The organism is uncultured Sulfitobacter sp., from assembly GCF_947500075.1.
Taxonomy (GTDB): domain Bacteria; phylum Pseudomonadota; class Alphaproteobacteria; order Rhodobacterales; family Rhodobacteraceae; genus Sulfitobacter.
Genome location: NZ_CANMQS010000006.1, coordinates 176,633 through 196,252, shown reverse-complemented (window position 1 = coordinate 196,252; position 19,620 = coordinate 176,633). Strand labels below are relative to the sequence as shown.

The 19,620-nt window shown below is 59.3% G+C and carries 17 protein-coding genes and 1 tRNA gene; 7 read left to right on the top strand and 11 right to left on the bottom strand.

Features of this window, described 5'->3' with window-relative positions:
• Positions 1 to 83 precede the first annotated feature (83 nt).
• Genes Q1A91_RS18600 through Q1A91_RS18590 form a run of 3 tightly spaced genes read left to right on the top strand, consistent with a single transcriptional unit; the run spans position 84 to position 2,976 of the window.
• Complete coding sequence (locus tag Q1A91_RS18600; protein WP_299881134.1) at positions 84 to 752, top strand: TRAP transporter small permease; 669 nt, start codon at positions 84 to 86, stop codon at positions 750 to 752.
• Complete coding sequence (locus Q1A91_RS18595; RefSeq protein ID WP_299881131.1) at positions 752 to 2,146, top strand: TRAP transporter large permease; 1,395 nt, start codon at positions 752 to 754, stop codon at positions 2,144 to 2,146. The genes Q1A91_RS18600 and Q1A91_RS18595 overlap by 1 nt, the downstream gene beginning before the upstream one ends.
• A 56-nt stretch (positions 2,147 to 2,202) precedes the next feature.
• Positions 2,203 to 2,976, top strand: a complete 774-nt coding sequence (locus tag Q1A91_RS18590; protein WP_299881128.1) for an IclR family transcriptional regulator — start codon at positions 2,203 to 2,205, stop codon at positions 2,974 to 2,976.
• Here Q1A91_RS18590 and Q1A91_RS18585 read toward each other — a convergent pair.
• Together Q1A91_RS18585 and Q1A91_RS18580 are read right to left on the bottom strand one after the other, a co-directional pair.
• On the bottom strand, positions 2,956 to 4,176 hold the full coding sequence (locus tag Q1A91_RS18585) for a crosslink repair DNA glycosylase YcaQ family protein (protein ID WP_299881125.1): 1,221 nt from the start codon (positions 4,174 to 4,176) through the stop codon (positions 2,956 to 2,958). The genes Q1A91_RS18590 and Q1A91_RS18585 overlap by 21 nt on opposite strands.
• A 5-nt stretch (positions 4,177 to 4,181) precedes the next feature.
• A complete protein-coding gene (locus tag Q1A91_RS18580) occupies positions 4,182 to 5,216 on the bottom strand; it encodes a LacI family DNA-binding transcriptional regulator (protein ID WP_299881122.1) in 1,035 nt (344 codons plus the stop codon).
• 123 nt (positions 5,217 to 5,339) lie between these two features.
• Here Q1A91_RS18580 and Q1A91_RS18575 point away from each other — a divergent pair.
• Positions 5,340 to 5,416, top strand: a tRNA-Arg gene (locus Q1A91_RS18575).
• 37 nt (positions 5,417 to 5,453) lie between these two features.
• Here the strand turns inward: Q1A91_RS18575 and maiA are convergent.
• The 7 genes from maiA to hmgA form a co-directional block, all read right to left on the bottom strand.
• Positions 5,454 to 6,068, bottom strand: a complete 615-nt coding sequence (maiA, locus tag Q1A91_RS18570) for a maleylacetoacetate isomerase (protein ID WP_299881119.1) — start codon at positions 6,066 to 6,068, stop codon at positions 5,454 to 5,456.
• Positions 6,065 to 6,247 carry a DUF2783 domain-containing protein gene (locus tag Q1A91_RS18565; RefSeq protein ID WP_299881116.1) on the bottom strand — a complete coding sequence of 61 codons (183 nt, stop codon included), beginning with the start codon at positions 6,245 to 6,247 and terminating at the stop codon, positions 6,065 to 6,067. The genes maiA and Q1A91_RS18565 overlap by 4 nt, the downstream gene beginning before the upstream one ends.
• Complete coding sequence (locus Q1A91_RS18560; RefSeq protein WP_299881113.1) at positions 6,244 to 7,872, bottom strand: FAD-dependent oxidoreductase; 1,629 nt, start codon at positions 7,870 to 7,872, stop codon at positions 6,244 to 6,246. The genes Q1A91_RS18565 and Q1A91_RS18560 overlap by 4 nt, the downstream gene beginning before the upstream one ends.
• A gap of 26 nt (positions 7,873 to 7,898) precedes the next feature.
• Positions 7,899 to 8,849: an MBL fold metallo-hydrolase gene (locus Q1A91_RS18555; protein WP_299881110.1), complete on the bottom strand. Its 951-nt coding sequence runs from the start codon at positions 8,847 to 8,849 to the stop codon at positions 7,899 to 7,901.
• 72 nt (positions 8,850 to 8,921) lie between these two features.
• Entirely contained in the window at positions 8,922 to 10,175 is a 1,254-nt protein-coding gene (gene fahA, locus Q1A91_RS18550; RefSeq protein WP_299881107.1) for a fumarylacetoacetase, read from the bottom strand.
• A 35-nt stretch (positions 10,176 to 10,210) separates the two neighbouring features.
• On the bottom strand, positions 10,211 to 10,399 hold the full coding sequence (locus Q1A91_RS18545; protein ID WP_299881104.1) for a hypothetical protein: 189 nt from the start codon (positions 10,397 to 10,399) through the stop codon (positions 10,211 to 10,213).
• A complete protein-coding gene (hmgA, locus tag Q1A91_RS18540) occupies positions 10,396 to 11,757 on the bottom strand; it encodes a homogentisate 1,2-dioxygenase (RefSeq protein WP_299881101.1) in 1,362 nt (453 codons plus the stop codon). Before hmgA ends, Q1A91_RS18545 begins: the two co-directional genes overlap by 4 nt.
• 72 nt (positions 11,758 to 11,829) lie before the next feature.
• Here hmgA and Q1A91_RS18535 point away from each other — a divergent pair, with 72 nt between their 5' ends.
• On the top strand, positions 11,830 to 12,279 hold the full coding sequence (locus tag Q1A91_RS18535) for a MarR family winged helix-turn-helix transcriptional regulator (RefSeq protein WP_299881098.1): 450 nt from the start codon (positions 11,830 to 11,832) through the stop codon (positions 12,277 to 12,279).
• Positions 12,280 to 12,411: 132 nt separating this feature from the next.
• Positions 12,412 to 13,851, top strand: coding sequence for an alpha/beta fold hydrolase (locus tag Q1A91_RS18530; protein ID WP_299881095.1), 1,440 nt, complete (start codon positions 12,412 to 12,414; stop codon positions 13,849 to 13,851).
• A gap of 4 nt (positions 13,852 to 13,855) precedes the next feature.
• On the opposite strand, the gene glpK is transcribed toward Q1A91_RS18530, so the two are convergent.
• Together glpK and glpD are read right to left on the bottom strand one after the other, a co-directional pair.
• Positions 13,856 to 15,343, bottom strand: coding sequence for a glycerol kinase GlpK (glpK, locus tag Q1A91_RS18525; protein ID WP_299881093.1), 1,488 nt, complete (start codon positions 15,341 to 15,343; stop codon positions 13,856 to 13,858).
• A 48-nt stretch (positions 15,344 to 15,391) separates the two neighbouring features.
• Positions 15,392 to 16,972 carry a glycerol-3-phosphate dehydrogenase gene (gene glpD, locus Q1A91_RS18520; RefSeq protein ID WP_299881090.1) on the bottom strand — a complete coding sequence of 527 codons (1,581 nt, stop codon included), beginning with the start codon at positions 16,970 to 16,972 and terminating at the stop codon, positions 15,392 to 15,394.
• 141 nt (positions 16,973 to 17,113) lie between these two features.
• Here glpD and Q1A91_RS18515 point away from each other — a divergent pair, with 141 nt between their 5' ends.
• Positions 17,114 to 19,615, top strand: a complete 2,502-nt coding sequence (locus tag Q1A91_RS18515) for a methyl-accepting chemotaxis protein (protein WP_367278696.1) — start codon at positions 17,114 to 17,116, stop codon at positions 19,613 to 19,615.
• Positions 19,616 to 19,620: the final 5 nt, after the last annotated feature.

The following is a 19,620-nucleotide window of genomic DNA, read 5'->3' as shown; positions in this document are numbered from 1 at the left end:
GGCTTTCTGTTGAGGGCCGACCCTTTTTGACCTCATCGTCGGGAGGGCGGTGATGGACAAACCAATCAGGGGGGAGATTACAGATGTCTTTATTGGCTGAAGCAGGAGCCGTTATTCCTGCCATTTTTTCCGGCAGTGCGTGGAAAATGCGGGATGCTTTTTACACCGACGGCATGTGGCTTTTTTGCTTTTTCTTGACCCTCTTTGGCGGGTTTCTGGCGCGTGAGTTCTTCAGGCGCATTCCGTTCATGGACAAGCATCTGGAACGCGGGATCGCGGTTTTAACCTATCTGATGATCGCCGCAATTATCTTCTGGGGTGTGATCGACCGCTTCGTGTTTTCGCATCAGTGGTCCGGCTCGACCACGGTGCCACCTTTCCTGTTCATGATCATGGCCTGGTTCGGTTGTTCCTATAACGTGCGTTTGCGGACGCATCTGAGCTTTAGCGAATTCCGTTCAAAGATGTCGCCCTCAGGGCAGATGGCAGCGCTGACGCTGGATTTCATGCTGTGGTTTGGGTTCTGCTGGATCGCGATCACCACGTCATTGAAGTTTACTGCCCTGTCTGCGGACAACTTCCAGATGGTGGACGGCGTCGATGACACGATGAAGTGGTGGTTCTACATCACGGTGCCGATTGCCTTCACGCTGATGTCAGGCCGGGTGATCGGCAACTGGCTGGAAGACTGGAACAACTTCAGATCGGGTCAACCGATTATCAAACAAGCCGTAATCGGGGGGGACGTCTGATGACTGACGGAACATGGGTCACATTAATCTCATTGGGCGTGACTGTCTTTTTCATGCTCGGCACGCCGGTTCTGCTGGTCATCTTCTATTGGGTTGTCGGGTGCAGCTTCGTGATCGGGCTGCCGATCGACAACACCGGAAACGAACTGCTGAACGTCTTCAACAAGGGCTTTGCCTTGCTTGCGATGCCACTCTTCATTCTGACGGGTGACTTGATCAACCAATCAGGGATCGCAAGGCGACTGTCGGATTTCGCCTATTCCTGTCTGGGCTGGCTGCGGGGCGGTTTGGCGATGGCCTCCATCGCGGCCTGTGGCCTGTTCGCGGCAATCTCGGGTTCAAACTCTGCCACGACGGCAACGATTGGTTCGATGCTGCATCCCGAGATGGTCAAGGGCAACTATGACGAACGGTTCTCTGCCGCCACAGCGGCGGCGGGTGGTACGGTCGGGATCATCATTCCACCGTCGATCATCTTTATCGTCTACGGCTTTCTGATGAACCTGCCGATTTCGGAACTGTTCATCGCCGGTATCGTCCCCGGCAGCCTGATGGTTCTGGGCATGATGACAGCGGCGTTTATCATCTGCACGCTCAACGGCTGGGGCATCCTGATTGGCCTGAGCCCGTGGCGTGTGATCAAGACCGCCGTCGGTGCATGGTTGGGTTTCTTTGCCATCGGTCTGGTGCTTTGGGGTATCTACACCGGTAAGTTCTCTCCCACCGAAGCGGCGGGTGTGACGGTGGGCTTCTGTATCATCGTTGGTCTGATCTGTTATCCGCTGAACAAGTTCATGGGCAGCGGCAAAGACATTCCTGTCAATGACAAGAGCCTGCTGTCGATGATTGTGGTCGAAGGGTTCACGCTGCCCAGCGTGCCCGCGATTGTCTCCCGGTCCGCGCAAATCACCGGTATTCTGGTGCCGTTGATCGCGGTGTCGGTCGCGATGCAGCAGGTGCTGTCGTCCCTTGGGGCGAAGGAAACGATTGGCGCGTTTGTGACGGGTATGGGTGGCTACTACGCCGTTCTGTTCACATCCATGGCGATTGTTTTTGTCACAGGCATGATTCTGGAATCCCTGCCGGTGACGATCATCCTTGCGCCTATTCTCGCGCCGATCGCGGTGTCAGTTGGCATCGACCCGATCCATTTTGCGGTAATCTTCCTTGTGGGTGCATCTATCGGTTTCATTACACCGCCCTACGGGCTTAACCTTTACGTGGCGTCGGGCGTAACAGGGGTACCGTATTTCCGACTTCTGCGATACGCCACGATGTATCTTGCTGCGTTGATCTCTGTTTGGTTCCTCGTTGCCTTGACCCCGGCGTTGTCAAAGACGCTTTTGCCCGGCGGCTTCCTGTATGAGTTGCTCAGCGGTGGTGGTGGCGGTTGAGGTGACTTAACGACGTGGTAAGTATGAATTCTTAACTATGAGAACGAGACCTCTCCATGGCTGACGCAAGCGCGACCGATAAATCGATACCTACGAATTTGCGGTTGCTCTTGCTGTTGGAAGAAATCGCAACGGTGGGCGTGCCTGTCACGCCCACCGCGGCAAACGAAGTCCTTGGCCTGCCCAAGGCGACTGTCCATCGGCTGTTTCACCGGTTGGAGCAGGAAGGCTTCTTGCAACGCGATATCGATGGCCGGTCCTATTCCGCAGGGCTGCGGCTGCGCAAGATGGCGGTGAACGTGCTGTCCTCAAGCCGCGTGCGGTCCGTGCGACTGGCGGTGCTGAACGCACTGACCGAAGATATCGGAGAAACCTGCAACATCGCCACGCCAGAGCGGGACGGCATGGTGTATCTGGACCGTGTGGAAACCAAGTGGCCGTTGCGTATTCAACTGCCTATTGGGACCACGGTGCCGTTTCACTGCACCGCCAGTGGCAAGATGTATCTTTCCACTCTCGCGCCGCGGATGCTGTCCAAGTACCTCTCCGCCGCCATTCTGGATCAGCACACCCCAAAGACTCTGACACAGCCCGAGGACGTGCACCGTGAGATCGAGAAGATCCGTGTGAATGGCTATTCTACCGACAACGAGGAATTCATGGATGGCATGGTCGCAATTGCGGTGCCGATCATGGACGATCTGGGCCGCATGATGTCGACCCTGTCTGTGCATGCACCCACACAGCGCATTTCAATGTCAGAGCTTCAGGGCCATCTGGACCGGTTGGTGCGCGCCGCAACCGATCTGTCAGAGATAGCCCTGCGCTGAACCGCGCAACCACCCGTCGTCAAAGATCACCTGACTGACACCAGCCAGCTTGATTAGCCTGTCCAACTCACGCTCAAACGCCTGCTGCCTGCCTTTGCCCCATGCGATCTTGCCTTCTGGCCACAGCGCATGGACGCGCAGATGATCGGCATCCCGGAAGGCTTTCATATCAACGCGGCCCACCAGACGGTCTCCTTCGAGAATGGGAAAGACATAATAGCCAAAGCGCCGCTTTGGCGCGGGAACAAAGACCTCGATCCGGTAGTCAAAACCAAACAAGCGCTCTGCCCGCTTGCGGTCACGCAAGGCCGGGTCAAAGGGGCTGAGCACGCGCAGCCGGGGGCAGGGGGCAACATCGAGGGCTGGATCGTTCGCCAGTCCGGGGCGTGCGAAGGCGGGTTTCACGCTCCCGTCCGCGGCGGTGATTGCCACCTCTTCCAACCGTCCAGCCGCCTTTTCGGCCAGACACCAGACCTTTGCCTCGGCGGGGGTGATATGCGCCCAAAAGGCTGCAATCTCTCCATGGGTGCCAAAGCCCAGACGTTTCAATGCCTGATCACAGCACCAGTCTATTGTTGCTTCAATGCTGGGGGCATTGGTGTCCGTGCACAGATGCGCCTCCAGCACCCGCTCTGTCAGGTCATACCGCTTGCGAAACCCCTCACGCCCCACCACGCAGAGCGCGCCGGACCGCCAAAGGTACTCCAAGGCTGTTTTTGAGGGATGCCAGTCCCACCAGCCACCCGACCCGCGCGCCTCGTCCTTGCCAACGTCGCCGGACGTCACGGGGCCTTCGCTCTTGATCTGATCCAGCACGACCTGAAACTGTTTTTCGAAGCCGGCCCTGCGGCCATCTTTCCACCGGGACTGCAACCGTTCCGCGTCACGTTGACGGCGCAGGTGCCACCACGGATAAAACGCCATGGGGATAACCGCAGCATCATGGGTCCAATGCTCAAACAAACCGCGGTCGCTTTCATAGAGGTGTTTGAGCGCCTTGGGCCGATACCGTGGCCGCCGGGCAAAGAGGATCAGATCATGCGCCCTGGCAACGGTGTTTATGCTGTCGAGTTGAACAAAGCCCAAGGAGTCAATCAGGTCAGCCAAGGCCGCCCCGCGCGCCTCTCCCTGCGGGGCTTCGCTTAACCGGTGGCGGTCCAGAAAGATACGCCGCGCGTCTGCATTGCTCAGCGTGTACATCAGTGTCAGCGGCGTCTGCGCCGCAAGGTGTCACCAAAGGACAGCGTGGGCGTCAATGTCACCTGCTGTGGCAGATCGGGGTCCGGTTCGTTTTCAGTCTCATTGAGAATGATCCGCGCTGCGGCCTGACCAATCTCAGCCCGGCAGGCATCCATGGTGGCCAGCTGCCGCGGCAGGCCCTGCAACAACTCAACCCCATTGAACCCGGCAAGGCCAATCTGACCGGGGATATCAACGCCCTGATCAATCAGATACAGCAACCCGCCTGCGCCGATCATATCATTGGAGTAATAGAGAAAATCCAGATCCGGAGAACGTTCCAGCATCTCCTGCGTCATCTCCCGCCCCTTGGCCAGCGCTGAACCACCGGAGTAAAATGCGCGGTCCTCAATCTCTACCCCGGCTTTGGCAAGGCCTTCGGTGAAACCTTCAAACCGCTTTCGCGCGCGATGATCCAGAGGCATCTTGGTGCCCATGAAACCGATATGTTCATAGCCTTCCTTGAGGATCGCATTGGCCATCTCCCGTCCTGCACGGCGGTGAGAGATCCCGACCATTGCGTCAATGGGCCGCCCGTCGGTGTCCATGACCTCCACCACGGGAATGCCAGCGTTGCGCAGCATGGCGGTGGTCGCTTCGGAATGCTCCAGCCCTGCGATAATGACACCAGAAGGTCGCCAGGAGAGCATTTCGTACAAGACGCGCTCTTCCTTTTCGGGGAGGTAATCGGTCACGCCGACGACAGGCTGCAAAGGCGTGTCTTCGAGCACCTGATTGATGCCGTTCAGCACTTCGGGAAAGACCATGTTGGACAGGGACGGAATGATCACCGCCACCAGATTGACCCGCTGTGATGCCAGCGATCCGGCAATCTGGTTGGGCACATACCCCAATTCCTTGGCCGCCGCCAAAACCCGGTCGCGGGTTGCCTGCGAGACATCCCCCCTGTTGCGCAGCACGCGGCTCACCGTCATTTCCGACACCCCGCAGGCATCTGATACATCACGCAGTGTCAGCGGGCGGCGGGAAGGTGTGGTCAAAGGAGGCATCCAGTCTGTTTCCCAACAGTTAGCGCGAACGCGCCGGTTCAATCAAGGCTCGTCACGGGTGTGCGCATTCTGACCATGACAAGGCGTGCAGGCTGGTCTAAACCAAGCCTGCGCGGCCCCGTGGCTCAACTGGATAGAGCAGCCCCCTCCTAAGGGGCAGGTTGCAGGTTCGAATCCTGCCGGGGTCGCCAGCATTGCCTGCACATCTGCAGCACCTCAGCTCGAAGCCTATGCAGGATATGCCTCCTTGAAAGCTGGAAGTGCGGCGCAGGCGGTTTCGATGGCGTTGATCCTTGGCAGGTCGGCGTAGTCAACGCCCCATCTGTTTGCGTTGTAGAGTTGCGGGATCAGGCAGAGGTCGGCCAGTCCGGGTGTCATGCTTGCGGCAAAGGGGGATTGGTCGAAACCACCCAGCAAGCTCTCGAACGCTTCCAGTCCGGGGCGGATGAAATGCTGCATCCATTGGGTGCGCGCAGGTTCCTGCCCGCCCGTGGCATGGACCATCACCGACAAGTTGCACACCGGGTGGAGGTCTACGGCAATGGCATAGGCCAATGCCTGTACGCGGGCGCGGTCGGCGGGGGCACTGGGGAGCAAACCCAGGTCACGGGTGGTGTCGAGGTATTCCAGCATTGCCAGAGACTGGGTGAGGCGGTGGCCATCAATATCCAGCACCGGCACCAGCCCTTGCGGGTTACGCGCGAGATGTTCGGGGGACTTATGCGCCTTGCCCAGCAGGTCCACCGTTTCAATCCGGTAATCGAGGCCAGCGAGGTTCAGCGCAATGCGCACACGGTAGCTGGCGGAGGATTTGGGATAGTCCCAGAGGGTGATATCGCTCATTTCGCGGCCTCAAGGGCGGCGCGCAGCACGTCGCGGTCGCCGATGTGGTTACAAAGCACGAGGATCAGGCGGGCATTGAACGCATCGCTTTCGTCTTTGCTGAGGCCCTCGTGGGCGCGGAGCAATTCGTCATAGAACCCATCGGGATCGGCAATGTTGGGGTCAAGGGTCAGGGTCATTGTGCGGCCTTTCCAATGGCATTTCGTATCGCGTTGGCAATGGCTTCAGCGTCAAACGCGGGCCAGCGGGCAACCACATGTTGATCGGGGCGGATCAGATAGACGGCTTGCGGGGCTGATCCCTGATACCGTTCTGCCAACTCAGGGCCTGGCATTGCGATGTGCAGGACCTTTGCGGTCAGGCCGTTGGCTGCCACAGGTTCTGGCGCGCTGCCACCCAGCGCCAACAGGGTGAAATCACCGCCCAGCTGATCGAGCAGAAATCCGTTCTCCAGCGGAGCGTCAACGCATGAGGCGCCTGGACGGGTCACGGATGGTCCTTTCAGTGCGTCTTCTCCGAACAAGGGGAAGTCGTCATAAACACAAGGCACAGACAGACGGCCTGAGTTGACCAGCGGTCGGGCAAAAGCGTGTTTCCCGGCCAGATCCAGCACCGCGTTGCGGAAGATCTTCGACATCTCGCTTTTTGGTGTCATGAAATCGGTCGCGCGGGAGGAGTTGAGGATGTTCTCATCCGCACCAAAGGCACGCTCGGTCGCATAGGTGTCGAGCAGGCTGTCATCTGCCAGCCCCTTGAGCACCAGATCGAGTTTCCAGCCAAGATTGTCGATGTCCTGCACGCCCGAGTTCGCGCCGCGTGCCCCAAAGGGAGAGACCTGATGCGCGCTATCGCCTGCAAACAGGACTGGGCCGTGTCGGAAGTCTTTCATGCGGCGACACTGGAAGGTGTAGATGGATGTCCATTCCAGTTCATACTCCGGGATCGTGCCGGATTGGCTGGAGAGCATCGCATTGACGCGGGCGCGGATGCGGTCGGGGTCCAGTTCTTTCTCGCGGTCGATGTCCCAGCCCAGTTGGAAATCAATACGCCAGATGTCGTCGGGCTGTTTGTGCAACAGGGCGGATTGGCCGCTGTCCTTGAAGGGTGGTTCAAACCAGAACCATCGTTCGGTCGGGAAATCGGCCTTCATCTTGACGTCGGCGATCAGGAAGTTGTCCTCGAACATGCGCCCGTCAAAGGTCAGGCCCATCATGTCACGAATAGGAGAGCGCGCGCCGTCGCAGGCGATCAGGTAATCCGCCTCGATCTGATAGGGGCCGTCAGGCGTATCGACTTCGATGGTGGCATGGGTGTCGTGACGGGTGATCCCGGTGACGGCATTACGCCCGCGTATCTCAATCGGAGCGCCTGCCGCTTGCGCTTCGCGGATGGCGTCGACGATGTAGCGTTCAAAATAGGGCTGTTGGAGGTTGATGAAAGCCGGGTTGCGGTGACCCTTTTCGGGGAGCAGGTTGAATTCAAACACCTTGCCATCGCCGTGAAACACACGGCCCACGTTCCAGACCACACCTTTGTCGACCATCGCGTCACTGGCCCCAAGGCGGCTCATGATGTCGAGCGTGCGTTTGGCAAAACAGATTGCCTTGCTGCCCAGACCCGCGCCTTCGTGGTCATCCAGCACAAGGGCGGGCGTGCCTTTCTTTCCCAGATCCAGCGCGAGGGCGAGGCCGATGGGCCCGCCGCCGACGATCACAACCGGGTGGCGGACAGGGGGCTGTGATTGGGCGGGCACCTTTGCGTATGGGTAAAGCTTGAAAGCGGTTTGATATCTGACGGCAACCATGCCTGTCCTCCTGTCTTGGTGCGTGGTTAGCCCTGCAACTCCGCCCACATTTCCAGATCGCGTTTGTCGGTCCAGATACGCGGGTGTGAGATGCCGCGTGCTTCGTCGTAGGCGCGGCTGACGTTGAAGGGCAGGCAGTGCTCGTAAATGGCGTAGTCCTTGAACTTGGGATCACAGGAAGCGCGGACGGCGTCCCATGCCTCTTTCAAAGACCCTCCGCGCGCGGCAACACGGGCGGCGGGCTGAAAGGTGCTGTCCACGAAGTCACGGGTGCTTTCTATGGCCCGTGCCACGGCGTCTTTGCCGACCAGCGCATCGCCACGACCGGGTGCAATGGCGTCCACATCATAAGCCTGAATGCGGTCCAGCGTCGGGCCCCATTCGTTGAAGTACCCGTCGCCGCAGTAACAGGCGGAGTGGTCTTCCACGATGTCGCCGGTGAACATCACGTTTTCATCTGCCACGTGGATCACCGCATCCCCTGCCGTATGCGCGCGCCCGATGTGTTTGATGTCCACCCGGCGTTTGCCCAGATAGACAGTCATGCTGTCGCTGAAGGTGCTTGTGGGATAGGTGAGGCCCGGAATGCTCTCATGCCCCTCAAACAGACGAGGGAAGCGTTGGAATTCGCTGTCCCAGTCTTCCTGCCCGCGTTCTTCGACCATGCCGCGCGCGGCGTCGGACATGATGATCTGGTCGGCATTGTAGGCGGATGCACCCAAAACACGGACGGCATGGTAGTGGGTCAGCACCACATGGCTGATGGGTTTGTCGGTAACGCTGCGCACCTTTTCGATGACCTTTTCGGCCAGTCGTGGGGTGGCCTGCGCCTCAACGATCATCACGCTTTCATCGCCGATGATCACGCCGGAGTTCGGATCACCTTCAGCCGTGAAGGCCCACAGATCGCGGCCCACTTCATCAAAGGTGATTTTTTTTTCGGTCAGGTCGCCCTGTGATGCGAATGCTTTTGCCATGGTGTGTCTTTCAGTCTGTCGCACTGGTGGAGAGTGCAGGATTGAGTTTAAGGGCCAAATGAAGCCTGAAGGTCAGGGGAACGTCACCGCCGGTGTGATTGTGCCAACGCAGGTGCCAAAGCCGATCTGGTAGCCGTCACCCCTGGCGGCGCCCGTCAGGGTCAGGGTGTCGCCGTCTTCGATGAATGTGCGCGTCTCCCCGGTGTCGAGGGTCAGTGGCTCCTTGCCGCCCCAGCTGAGTTCCAGAAGCGAGCCGCGTTCAGCTTTTTCCGGCCCCGATATCGTGCCGGATCCAAGCAGGTCACCTGCCGTCATCGGACACCCTGATGAGGCATGATGCGCAAGCTGCTGGGCGGCGGAATAATACATCTGGCTGTAGTTGGTGCGTGCGATGGTTGTCGCGGCTTTGCCTGCGGGGGCCATCGTGATCTCAAGATCAATGTCATAGAGCATCGGTCCGGGTTCCTGCAGGTAAGGCAGCAGGTCCTTTTCCCGCTCCGGCGTGGAGGTGCGGAAAGGCTCAAGGGCGGCACGGGTGACGATCCACGGGCTGATGGAGGTGGCGAATGCCTTGGCTTGAAACGGCCCAAGGGGCTGGTATTCCCATGCCTGAATATCGCGCGCGGACCAGTCGTTCAGCAGGACGTAGCCGAAGATCATCTGGTCTGCTTCGGCGACGGTGATAGGTTGGCCAAGCTCGGTGGTGGTGCCGACAATCGCACCCATTTCCAGCTCGATATCCAGCCGTTTGCACGGGCCAAAGGACGGCGCATCGGCATCGGGCGCTTTCGTCTGGCCATTGGGCCGGGCGATGTCTGTGCCGGAGACAACCACGGAGGATGCGCGTCCGTTGTAACCTATGGGGATGTGCAGCCAGTTCGGCGGCAGTGCATGTTCCGGGCCACGGAACATGGTGCCGACGTTCATGGCGTGGTGCTTGCCCGCGTAGAAATCGGTGTATTCAGAGACCAGCATCGGCATGTGCATTTCTGCGTCTGCCTGTGGAACCAGATGCGGGGCGACAGCGTCTTGCTCTGCGGCGCCCTCGCTCAGCAATTCGATCAGACGTGCGCGCAGTTTGCTCCAGACCTCGGGCCCCAATTCCATCACGTCGTTCCAGAACGGCAGGTCAAAGGCGGCGTCTTCGTCGAGGGTGACCAGTCCTGCCGCCTCAACCGCTGCCATGTCGAGGATCATATCGCCAATCGCGACGCCACAGCGCGGGTCGGTGCCGTTGGTTGAGAACACACCGTATGGCAGGTTGTTCAGCGGGAAGTGAGTGTCAGCGGTATTCGCGCTGACGACCCATGAAGTCATTCGTGTCATATGGTGATCCGGTTCCTGGTATCTGGGTTTCGAGGTTAGTCTGACATCCCGCCGTCATCGCCGCCGGACGTGTTTCTGGTGTAATCGGCCCCTTCATGCCGCCTTCCGGGCTGCGATGTAAGGCCGCCTGGAAACCTGCGTCTGGAGGGGCTGCGTTTCGACCAAAAGATCAGGCCGACGATGCCTGCAAAGATGGCAATGACGATGTAGCCGGGGTCGATCATTTCTTGCCCGGTGTGCCGTCGAATTTCTTCTCCAGGTCCGCCCAGCAGTCGATGTAATCATCCTGCAATGGCGCCTCGTTGGCGGCAAAGGCCGTCAGGTGCTGGGGGAAACGCGTCTCAAACATGAAGGACATCGTGTTGGCCAGAAACTCCGGCCCCAGATCCGCGTTGGAGGCGCCTTCAAAGGCGTTCTTGTCCGGCCCATGGGGCAGCATCATGTTGTGCAGGGACATGCCGCCGGGGATAAACCCTTCGGGCTTTGCGTCATAGATGCCGTGGATGTTGCCCATCAGTTCGGACATGACGTTCTTGTGGTACCACGGTGGGCGGAAGGTGTCTTCGGCCACCATCCAGCGGTCGCGGAACAGTACGAAGTCGATGTTGGCGGTGCCTTCGACGCCGGAGGGGGCGGTCAGCACCGTGAAGATCGACGGGTCTGGATGATCGAACAGGATCGCGCCGACGGGACAATAGGTGCGCAGGTCGTATTTGCAGGGCGCATAGTTGCCATGCCATGCGACGACGTCCAGCGGGGAATGACCGACCTTGGTTTCGTGAAACTGGCCTGCCCATTTTACTGTGACAGTTGATGGCGCATCGCGGTCCTCAAACGCCGCCACAGGTGTCTTGAAATCCCGCGGGTTGGCCATGCAGTTTGCGCCAATAGGGCCGCGTCCGGGCAGTTGGTATTTCTGACCGTAGTTCTCACAGACGAAACCGCGTGCGGGGCCTTCCAGCACCTCAACCCGGTAGACAAGACCACGGGGGATGATCGCAATCTCCTGCGGTTCGATGTCAATCACGCCAAGTTCGGTGGCAAAGCGCAGACGGCCTTCCTGTGGGACGACCAGCAGTTCGCTGTCGGCAGAGAAGAAATAGCTGTCGACCATGCTTTCGGTCACCAGATAGATATGGCTGGCCATGCCGACCTGGGTGTTCACATCCCCCGCAGTGGTCATGGTGCGCATGCCGGTGAGCCAGGTCAGCCCTTTATCGGAATGCGGCACCGGGTCCCAGCGATACTGTCCGAGGGAGATCACATCAGGATCCACATGAGGCGCGGACTTCCAATAGGGCAAGTCGATCTTCTGGAAGCGGTGCGTGTGTTTCACGGAAGGGCGGATGCGGTAGCACCATGTCCGCTCATTCTGGTGGCTGGGCGCGGTGAAGGCCGTGCCGGACAGCTGTTCGCCGTAGAGGCCATAATTCACCTTTTGCGGGGAGTTCATCCCCTGAGGCAGCGCACCGGGGAGGGCCTCGGTTTCAAAGTCATTTCCGAAACCGGGCATATAGCCTTCGGTGGTGCCGACGGGCGATGCCGCGCTTTGCAACATGCTGGGGGAAACGTCTTTGTTCATGGCTGGCTCCTCTGTGTGGATCAGACTCAGATATTAGTTGTTTTTGTAACTAACAATGCCTATTCGTCAAAAATGACCAAGGCTGATGATTTTGATTTGCAGGACTTTCTGCCGTACCTTTTGAATCAGGCGGCGGATGCCTCCAGCAATGGTTTTCAGTCATACTATAAAGCAAAATATGGAATGCTGCGGACCGAATGGCGGGTGCTGTTCCATTTGGGCCGATATGGGCGCATGACTGCCAAGGAGATTTGCGCGCGGGCAGGCATTCACAAGACCAAAGTCAGCCGCGCGGTGCGGGCGTTGGAGCAAAAGCGGTATCTGACACGCACGGAGGTCCCAAAGGACCGCCGCCACGAAGAGCTTCAGCTGACCCGTCAGGGGCAGGCTGCTTATGGAGATCTGAGCCTAGAGGCAAAGCGATATGACCGCGCATTGATGTCGCAGGTGCCCGCTGCACAGCGCGACATGCTACGCGCCTGTTTGCGTCAGATTGCCGACATGCGAAATCCCGACGCATGACACAGGGTCTGGTTTTCTGCCTTTGAACTGGTTTTGGCAGTGCATTGAGATAGCTCTTGTGCAACCGCATGTTCAGCGAAAGGATTTCCCCATCATGCCCTGCCGTCGCGTGTTCATGACAGAGTTCTGCCGATGATGCGTGCGGTGCTGGCGGGCGTGATCATTGTGATTTCTGTCTGGGTCTTGTCCTCTGCCCGTACCGGTGTCGACATCACCCAGCGGAGCGTTGGTCAGACTCCGGTCACTGAATACGCCATACCGGGTGCAGATGGCCCTGTTGTCGTCGTGGCGCATGGATTTGCCGGCTCTCAACAGATGATGCAGGGATATGCGCTGCCTCTGGCGCGTGCAGGGTATCGTGTGCTGGCGTTTGAATTTCTGGGCCATGGCCGTCACCCTTTGCCAATGTCGGGCGATGTGACTGCGATCGACGGCACAACGCGCTTGCTGATGGCGCAGGTGGCTGCGGTGCTTGATGACATCGGACCATCGCACCAGCCTGTCGCCTTGCTTGGCCATTCAATGGCAACCGATATCCTTGCCCGCGTTGCTGCGACGCGCAGTGATGTGGGGCCATTGGTGCTGATCTCGGCCTTTTCGCAGGCAATTGATGCGCGCGGGCCGGATGCGCTGTTGTTGGTGACCGGTGCATGGGAGCCGGGACTGCGTGCCTTTGCGCTGGAGGCGGCACAGATGGTCGATCCTGCCGCTGTCGAAGGACAAACGGTTCGGGAAGGCACGTTGGCCCGCCGCGCGGTGATTGCGCCCTTGAGCGAGCATGTCTCCGTCCTGCAAAGCCGGGTTGGGCGGACGGAAGCCTTGGCATGGCTGGATCAGTCTTATGGTCGCAGTTCTCAGGTTCAGATCCTGCCGACGGGCTGGGCGTTGATGACGCTGTTTCTGGGGTTGGTGTTGATCTTCCGGCCCCTTGCGGCGCGGCTGCCTGAACGGCCGAGCGCACCGGTATCGCTGGTGTGGTGGCAGGTGTTGAATGTAGTCTTGGTGCCCGCTGTGCTGGCGCCGTTGACAGCGGTGGCTCTTGATATGTCTTTCCTGCCGGTTCTGGTTGCGGATCACCTGATGCTGCATCTGCTTGTTTTTGGCGGCCTGCAACTGGCGTTCCTGCGGTACTGGCGCGTCCCCTTTGGTGGCTTTTCGATGTGGGCTTTCGCAGTGTTGATCTTGTGGTGTGCGGCGTTTGGCTTTGCGCTGGATCGCTATGCCGCCAATTTCTGGCCCACGGCGGAGCGGGTGTGGATCATCGCCGTCATCCTCGTGGGTGCCGTGCCCTACATGCTGGCAGACGTGGTATTGTGCGTGCAGGGCCCGTTGTGGCAGCGGCTGGCCTGTCGCATGGGCTTTCTGGCGTCGCTGATCCTGGCTGTTGCGCTGGATTTTGAAGGGCTGTTTTTCCTGATCATGATCGCGCCGGTGATGGTGCTGTTCTACCTGATCTTTGGCACCGTTGGCAGGCAAGCGGCGCGGATATCCGGACCGCTGGCGCCGGGTCTTGCGCTTGGTCTTGTGTTGGCCTGGGCGCTGGGGGTCAGCTTCCCGCTGTTTCAGGTATGACCGGTCAGACGGTCAAGGTTGCCGCGACCGCGCGCTGCCATCCGGCATAGCGTTGATCGCGGGTGTCTGCTGGCATCGCGGGTGCAAAGCTCTGATCCGCAGCCCATCCCTTGGCGAATTCTGCCATGTCAGGGTAAAGGCCTGCCCGCTGCCCGGCCAGCCATGCGGCTCCCATCGCGGTCGTCTCCAACACTGCCGGGCGGTCGACAGGGGCGTCGATGATGTCTGACAGGAACTGCATTGCCCAGTCATTCGCGCTCATCCCGCCATCGACGCGCAGGGTGGGGTCCGCGTCGCTGCCTTGCCAGTCGGCGTGCATCGCGTCCAGCAGGTCGCGGGTCTGGAAGCCGACGCTTTCCAGGGCAGCGCGGGCAAATTCAGCAGGGCCGGAGTTGCGCGTGAGGCCATAGACCGCACCGCGGCATTCCGCATTCCAATAGGGGGCGCCAAGGCCGGTGAACGCCGGGACAATGATCACCTCCTGATGGGGGTCTGCACCTTCGGCCATGGCTTGTGTATCGGCGGCATGTGCGATCATCTGCGCCCCGTCGCGCAGCCATTGAACCACCGCTCCCGCCACAAAGATCGACCCTTCCAGTGCGTAGGTCGTCTCTCCGTCCAGCTGATAGGCGATTGTGGTCAGCAGACGGTTTTGCGAGGCAACGGGCGTGGTGCCGGTGTTCAGCAGCGCAAAGCAGCCCGTGCCATAGGTTGATTTCATCATCCCCGGTTCAAAGCAGGCCTGCCCGATGGTCGCCGCTTGCTGATCCCCTGCGACGCCCATGATCGGGATGGCGGCGCCCAGAAGATCCGGCGCGGTGCTGCCGAAGTCAGCGGCGCAATCCTTCACCTCCGGCAACATGTGCAGGGGGATGTCAAAAAGGTCGCAGATCGTCTTGCTCCACCGGCCGTTGTGGATGTCATAGAGCAGCGTGCGCGCGGCATTGGTTGCATCGGTCGCATGGGTCGCCCCGCCCGTCAGCTTCCAGATCAGATAGCAATCCACCGTGCCAAACAGCAGCTCTCCGGCCTGCGCGCGTGCGCGCGCGCCGGGCACTTCGTCCAGCAGCCATTTCAACTTGGTGCCAGAGAAATAGGGATCCGCCAGCAACCCGGTCTTGGCGGTGATCATCTCCGCATGGCCTGCGTCTCGCAGTTCGGCGCAATAGGGTGCGGTGCGGCGGTCTTGCCAGACGATGGCTTTGTGAATGGGCTCACCAGTTGTCTTATCCCAGACGATGGTTGTCTCCCGCTGGTTGGTGATGCCGATGGCGGCGATCTGATCGGCGCTTATCCCGGCATTGCCAAGGGCACCCCGGCAGGTGTCCAGTGTTGTTTGCCACAGATCGCTCGGGTCATGCTCCACCCAGCCGCTTTGCGGAAAGTGCTGTGGGAATTCCTGTTGCGCGGTCGCGGTGATCTGCATCTCTGAATCAAAGACCAGCGCGCGGGTCGAGGTGGTGCCTTGATCAATGGCCAGAATGTGGGTCATCGGTATCCTCCGTAGCTGCGCAATGGTGTCGGCGGCAGGCGGCGGAAGTCAAGCGGTGGCCATCCAGGTATCGAGCGTCTGCACCTCAGCCTTGCTCAACCTCAGACCCAGTTTGCTGCGCCGCCAGACGACATCGGCGGCCGTGCGTGCGTATTCATGCTGCATCAGCCAGCGCACTTCGGCTTCGGTCAGCGTGGCACCAAAGTCCTGCCCAAGGGCGTTGGCGGCGGTCACATCGCCCAAAAGTTTCCAACTGTCCGTGCCGTAGGCGCGGATCAGTCGGCGCGCCCATTTGGGGGTCAGGAACGGGTAGTCCGTCTGCAATGTACCGATCAGCGTCTCCACCTCACCCACTGCAAAATCCCCACCGGGGAGGGGGACGCCTGCGGTCCAATGGTCGGAGGTGCCCGGGAAATACGGAACGATCTTGTCCATCGCGTCTTCGGCCAGCTTGCGGTAGGTGGTGATCTTGCCGCCAAAGATGTTGAGGATGGGCGCACCGCCTGCGGCTTCCACCTTGAGCGTATAATCGCGTGTGGCTGCGGCGGCAGAGCTTGCGCCATCGTCGTAGAGCGGGCGCACGCCTGAATAAGTCCAGACGACATCTTCGTCCGTCAGCGTTTCGGAAAAATACTGGTTGGCGAAATCCAGCAGGTATGTCTGCTCTTCGCTGGTGCATTCGGGTTTGAGGGAGGGATCGGGGTGATCCGCGTCCGTCGTCCCGATCAGGGTGAAATCGGACTCATAGGGAATGGCGAAGATGATCCGCCCATCTGTGCCCTGAAAGAAGTAGCATTTGTCGTGGTCATAGAGCTTGCGCGTCACGATATGACTGCCGCGCACCAAGCGCACGCCTTCGGTGGAGTTCACCCGCACCTTGGTCTGGATGATGTCGCCAACCCAGGGTCCGCCGGCATTGACGATCATGCGGGCGCGAAAGGCGTGGGTCTCGCCGGTTCGGGTATCTTCCGTCTCAATCCGCCACAGGCCATCTTCGCGGCTGGCGGATGTGACCTTGGTGCCGACCATGATCTGCGCCCCGCGCGCTTCGGCGTCGCGGGCGTTGAGCACGACAAGGCGGGAATCTTCGATCCAGCAGTCGGAGTACTCAAACGCCTTTTGGAATTTGGGCACCAGCGGCGCGCCTTCAGGCGTCCCGTTCAGGCGCAGCGTTCTTGTCGCGGGCAGGATCTTGCGCCCTCCCAGATTGTCATACAGGAACAATCCAAGCCGGATCAGCCAGGCAGGTCGGCGGCCGCGCATCCAGGGCATCACGATGTTGAGCAGTTTCGACGTCGGTGTTTCTCCCTCAAACCGCATGTCCCTGTGATAGGGCAGCACAAATCGCATCGGCCATGAGATATGCGGCATGGCTTTGAGCAGAACTTCCCGTTCGACCAAGGCGTGGCGGACAAGGTTGATCTCAAAGTACTCCAGATACCGCAGCCCGCCGTGAAAGAGCTTGGTGGAGGCGGAGGAGGTGGCAGAAGCCAGATCGTTCATCTCTGCCAGAGCAACGGACATGCCACGCCCTGCCGCATCCCGCGCGATCCCGCAGCCATTGATCCCGCCACCGATGACGAAAAGGTCAAATGTCTGATCCTTTTCGGCGGGCACTGCTTTTGCCATTGCGACCTCCGTTGCAGAACACTTCATGTCTCTATCGCAGGGCCGGGTTGCCCGCAAACAATTGAAAGTCAGGCATTAGCAGGCCGTTAAGTTCAGGTCTCTAGTACGGCGGGAGGTAAGACGTAATCTGATAGGTACAACATGCTGAAACCTCTCCAAAGGCTTTCCGTGAGCAACACGATGGTCGTTCTGGCCCTTTCCGGGTTTTTGGCAGCTTTCTTGTTTTTCGGCCTGCAAATTTCGGCGGACTGGCGCACCAGAAATCAAATCATAGACGATGGAAAAAAGACGCAGCTCAGCCGCTCTATCGGGGCGCTTACCCACGAGTTGCAAAAGGAAAGGGGCGCAAGTGCTGGCTTCCTTGCGAGCAATGGCAACGCCTTTGTCACTGAACTACCTGCACAACGTAAAAACAGCGATATGGTGAAGTCGCGCTTTTTCGATGATGTTCATGCGTTGCTGGCGTTGAAATTGGACGCGGACCTGCGGTCGCGGTTGCAAGCGCTTTTGGTGGATGTGGAACAACTCGAGGCGCTTCGCGCTCAGGTCGATCAGTTTGAGGTTACCGTACCGGAGGCGGTGGGGCAGATCACATCTATCAACCGCGATGCGATCCGGCTGATTGTTGAAATGGGCAAAAAGGTGTCGCATGCGCCCACCGCGAACGCGTTGCAACGCCATGCCATCTTGATGACTGCAAAGGACATCGCCGGTCTGGAACGTGCCGTGGGGGCCAGAGGGTTTGCAGTCGCAGGGGCAAATGACGGTGTTCTGCCGGGTGCCATCCGCAGTCAGTTCCTTGACCTTGTTTCAGAGCAGGATGGTCTTTTTCGAATGTACGGAGCGCTGGCGTCCGCATCGATGGCGGCAGATGTTGACCAGATCAACACTGCGCCCGACACGCGCGCGGTCCGTGAACTGCGCGGGGTCTTGATGGGTGATGATCCAGCCGCGCGGCTGAAAGTCGCGCCGGAGGAATGGTTCGGGACGATCACCGGCAAGATCAATCTGATCAAGGCGCTTGAAGATGCAGGCGCGTTGGAAATTGACACCAACATGATCCGCGCCAATGCAGAAGCCAGGCAGACCATTCTCTTGTCCGTGACCAAAATGATGGTGATCAGCGTGATTATCGGGATGCTTTCAACCTACCTCGTGGTGCGGTCAAGCCGGTCAATACGTGCAACAGCGGACCGCGTTGCGGCCTTGGCGCAGGGCGACATCCATTCCCCGGTTGTGCATGCACCGCAGAAGGATCTGCGGAAGATTACAGATGGGCTTGAGAAGTTCCAGCTGGGTGAACAGGCGCGCGAACGCCAACGCGAGGTACAAGAAGCGTTGGAACTTCATTCGACCGCCGGCATCCAGCAGTTGGTCGCGCAAGCAGCACAGGGTGATTTTTCCTCTACGCTGAACATCGATTTGCAGGATCTCAGCGGCGCGTCCCTGATCCTGGGTCGTGGCATCAATGAAATCCTCGGCGTGGTTGAAGATGTTGTTACAAAGCAGCGTGCACGTGACGAAGGGCTGATCGAACAGCAAAAGGCGCAGACAAAACTGCAAAACGAGGCGGTGCGGGAAATCAACATGATCGTTGCGGCCTGTGCGGAAGGCGATTTCTCGATGCGGGTGGAGACAGATGGCAAGACCGGCGTGTGGTATGACATCGCAGAAGGAATAAACCGCACTGCGGATATGTCAGATCAGGCGTTGCAGGACATCAAGATGATCATGACCGCGCTTGCGCAAGGGGATCTCACCAAACAGATGGGTCCGCAGTACAAAGGCACATTCGCTGAAATTGGCCGGGCGATGAATGCTTCCCTGGGTTCCTTGTCAGGCGCCTTTCACGACATCCAGACCGAGTCAGACGCGTTGAAGGCAGCGTCCCGGCACATGCAGGACGGTGTGGCCGAACTCAAAACGCGATCTGCCCAGCAAGCTGAAACCATCGCGGAGTCCGCCGGGGTTGCCGATGTGCTGTCATCGACGGTTTCGGTAAATGCCGCCCAACTTCAACAGTGCCAGGTCCTTGTGAAAGAGGTCGGTCAAAAGACCACCTCCAGCTATCAGATTGCCGATGATGCTGTGGCGCAGATCGAAAGTGTTGAGAACGTCTCGGCTGAGATGGGCAAGATTGTCGCGGCAATTGATGATATTGCTTTTCAAACCAATCTGTTGGCTTTGAATGCCTCTGTCGAGGCAGCGCGAGCGGGGGAAGCGGGCAAGGGGTTCTCTGTTGTGGCGTCGGAGGTGCGCATCCTGGCTGAGCGGTCAGCGGATGCGTCCCATCAGATTGGCGGGCTCATTGCCAACAATCTGGAGAAGGTGAAGAACGGTTCGGAAAAGGTACGTATGACGGGTGCGGCAATTGAACAGATCGAAGCAGCCATGCGCGAAGTGCTTGAATTGATCGGCGGCGTCAGCGCTGCGGGCGAGGATCAGGCAAAAGAAATTTCGGCCCTCGTGGCCGCAATGTCGCAACTGGACACAAGCGCGCAGCAAAATGCGACGCTTGCCAACTCCAACGATCAAGTCATGAAAACGCTGTCCCAGAGTGAGGTGAAGCTGGCGGAGACGGTGCGCAGATTCCAAAGCGATGCCGCGCAGGATATGGCGACTGGCGCCGACAAAGCGGCCTGACCTGA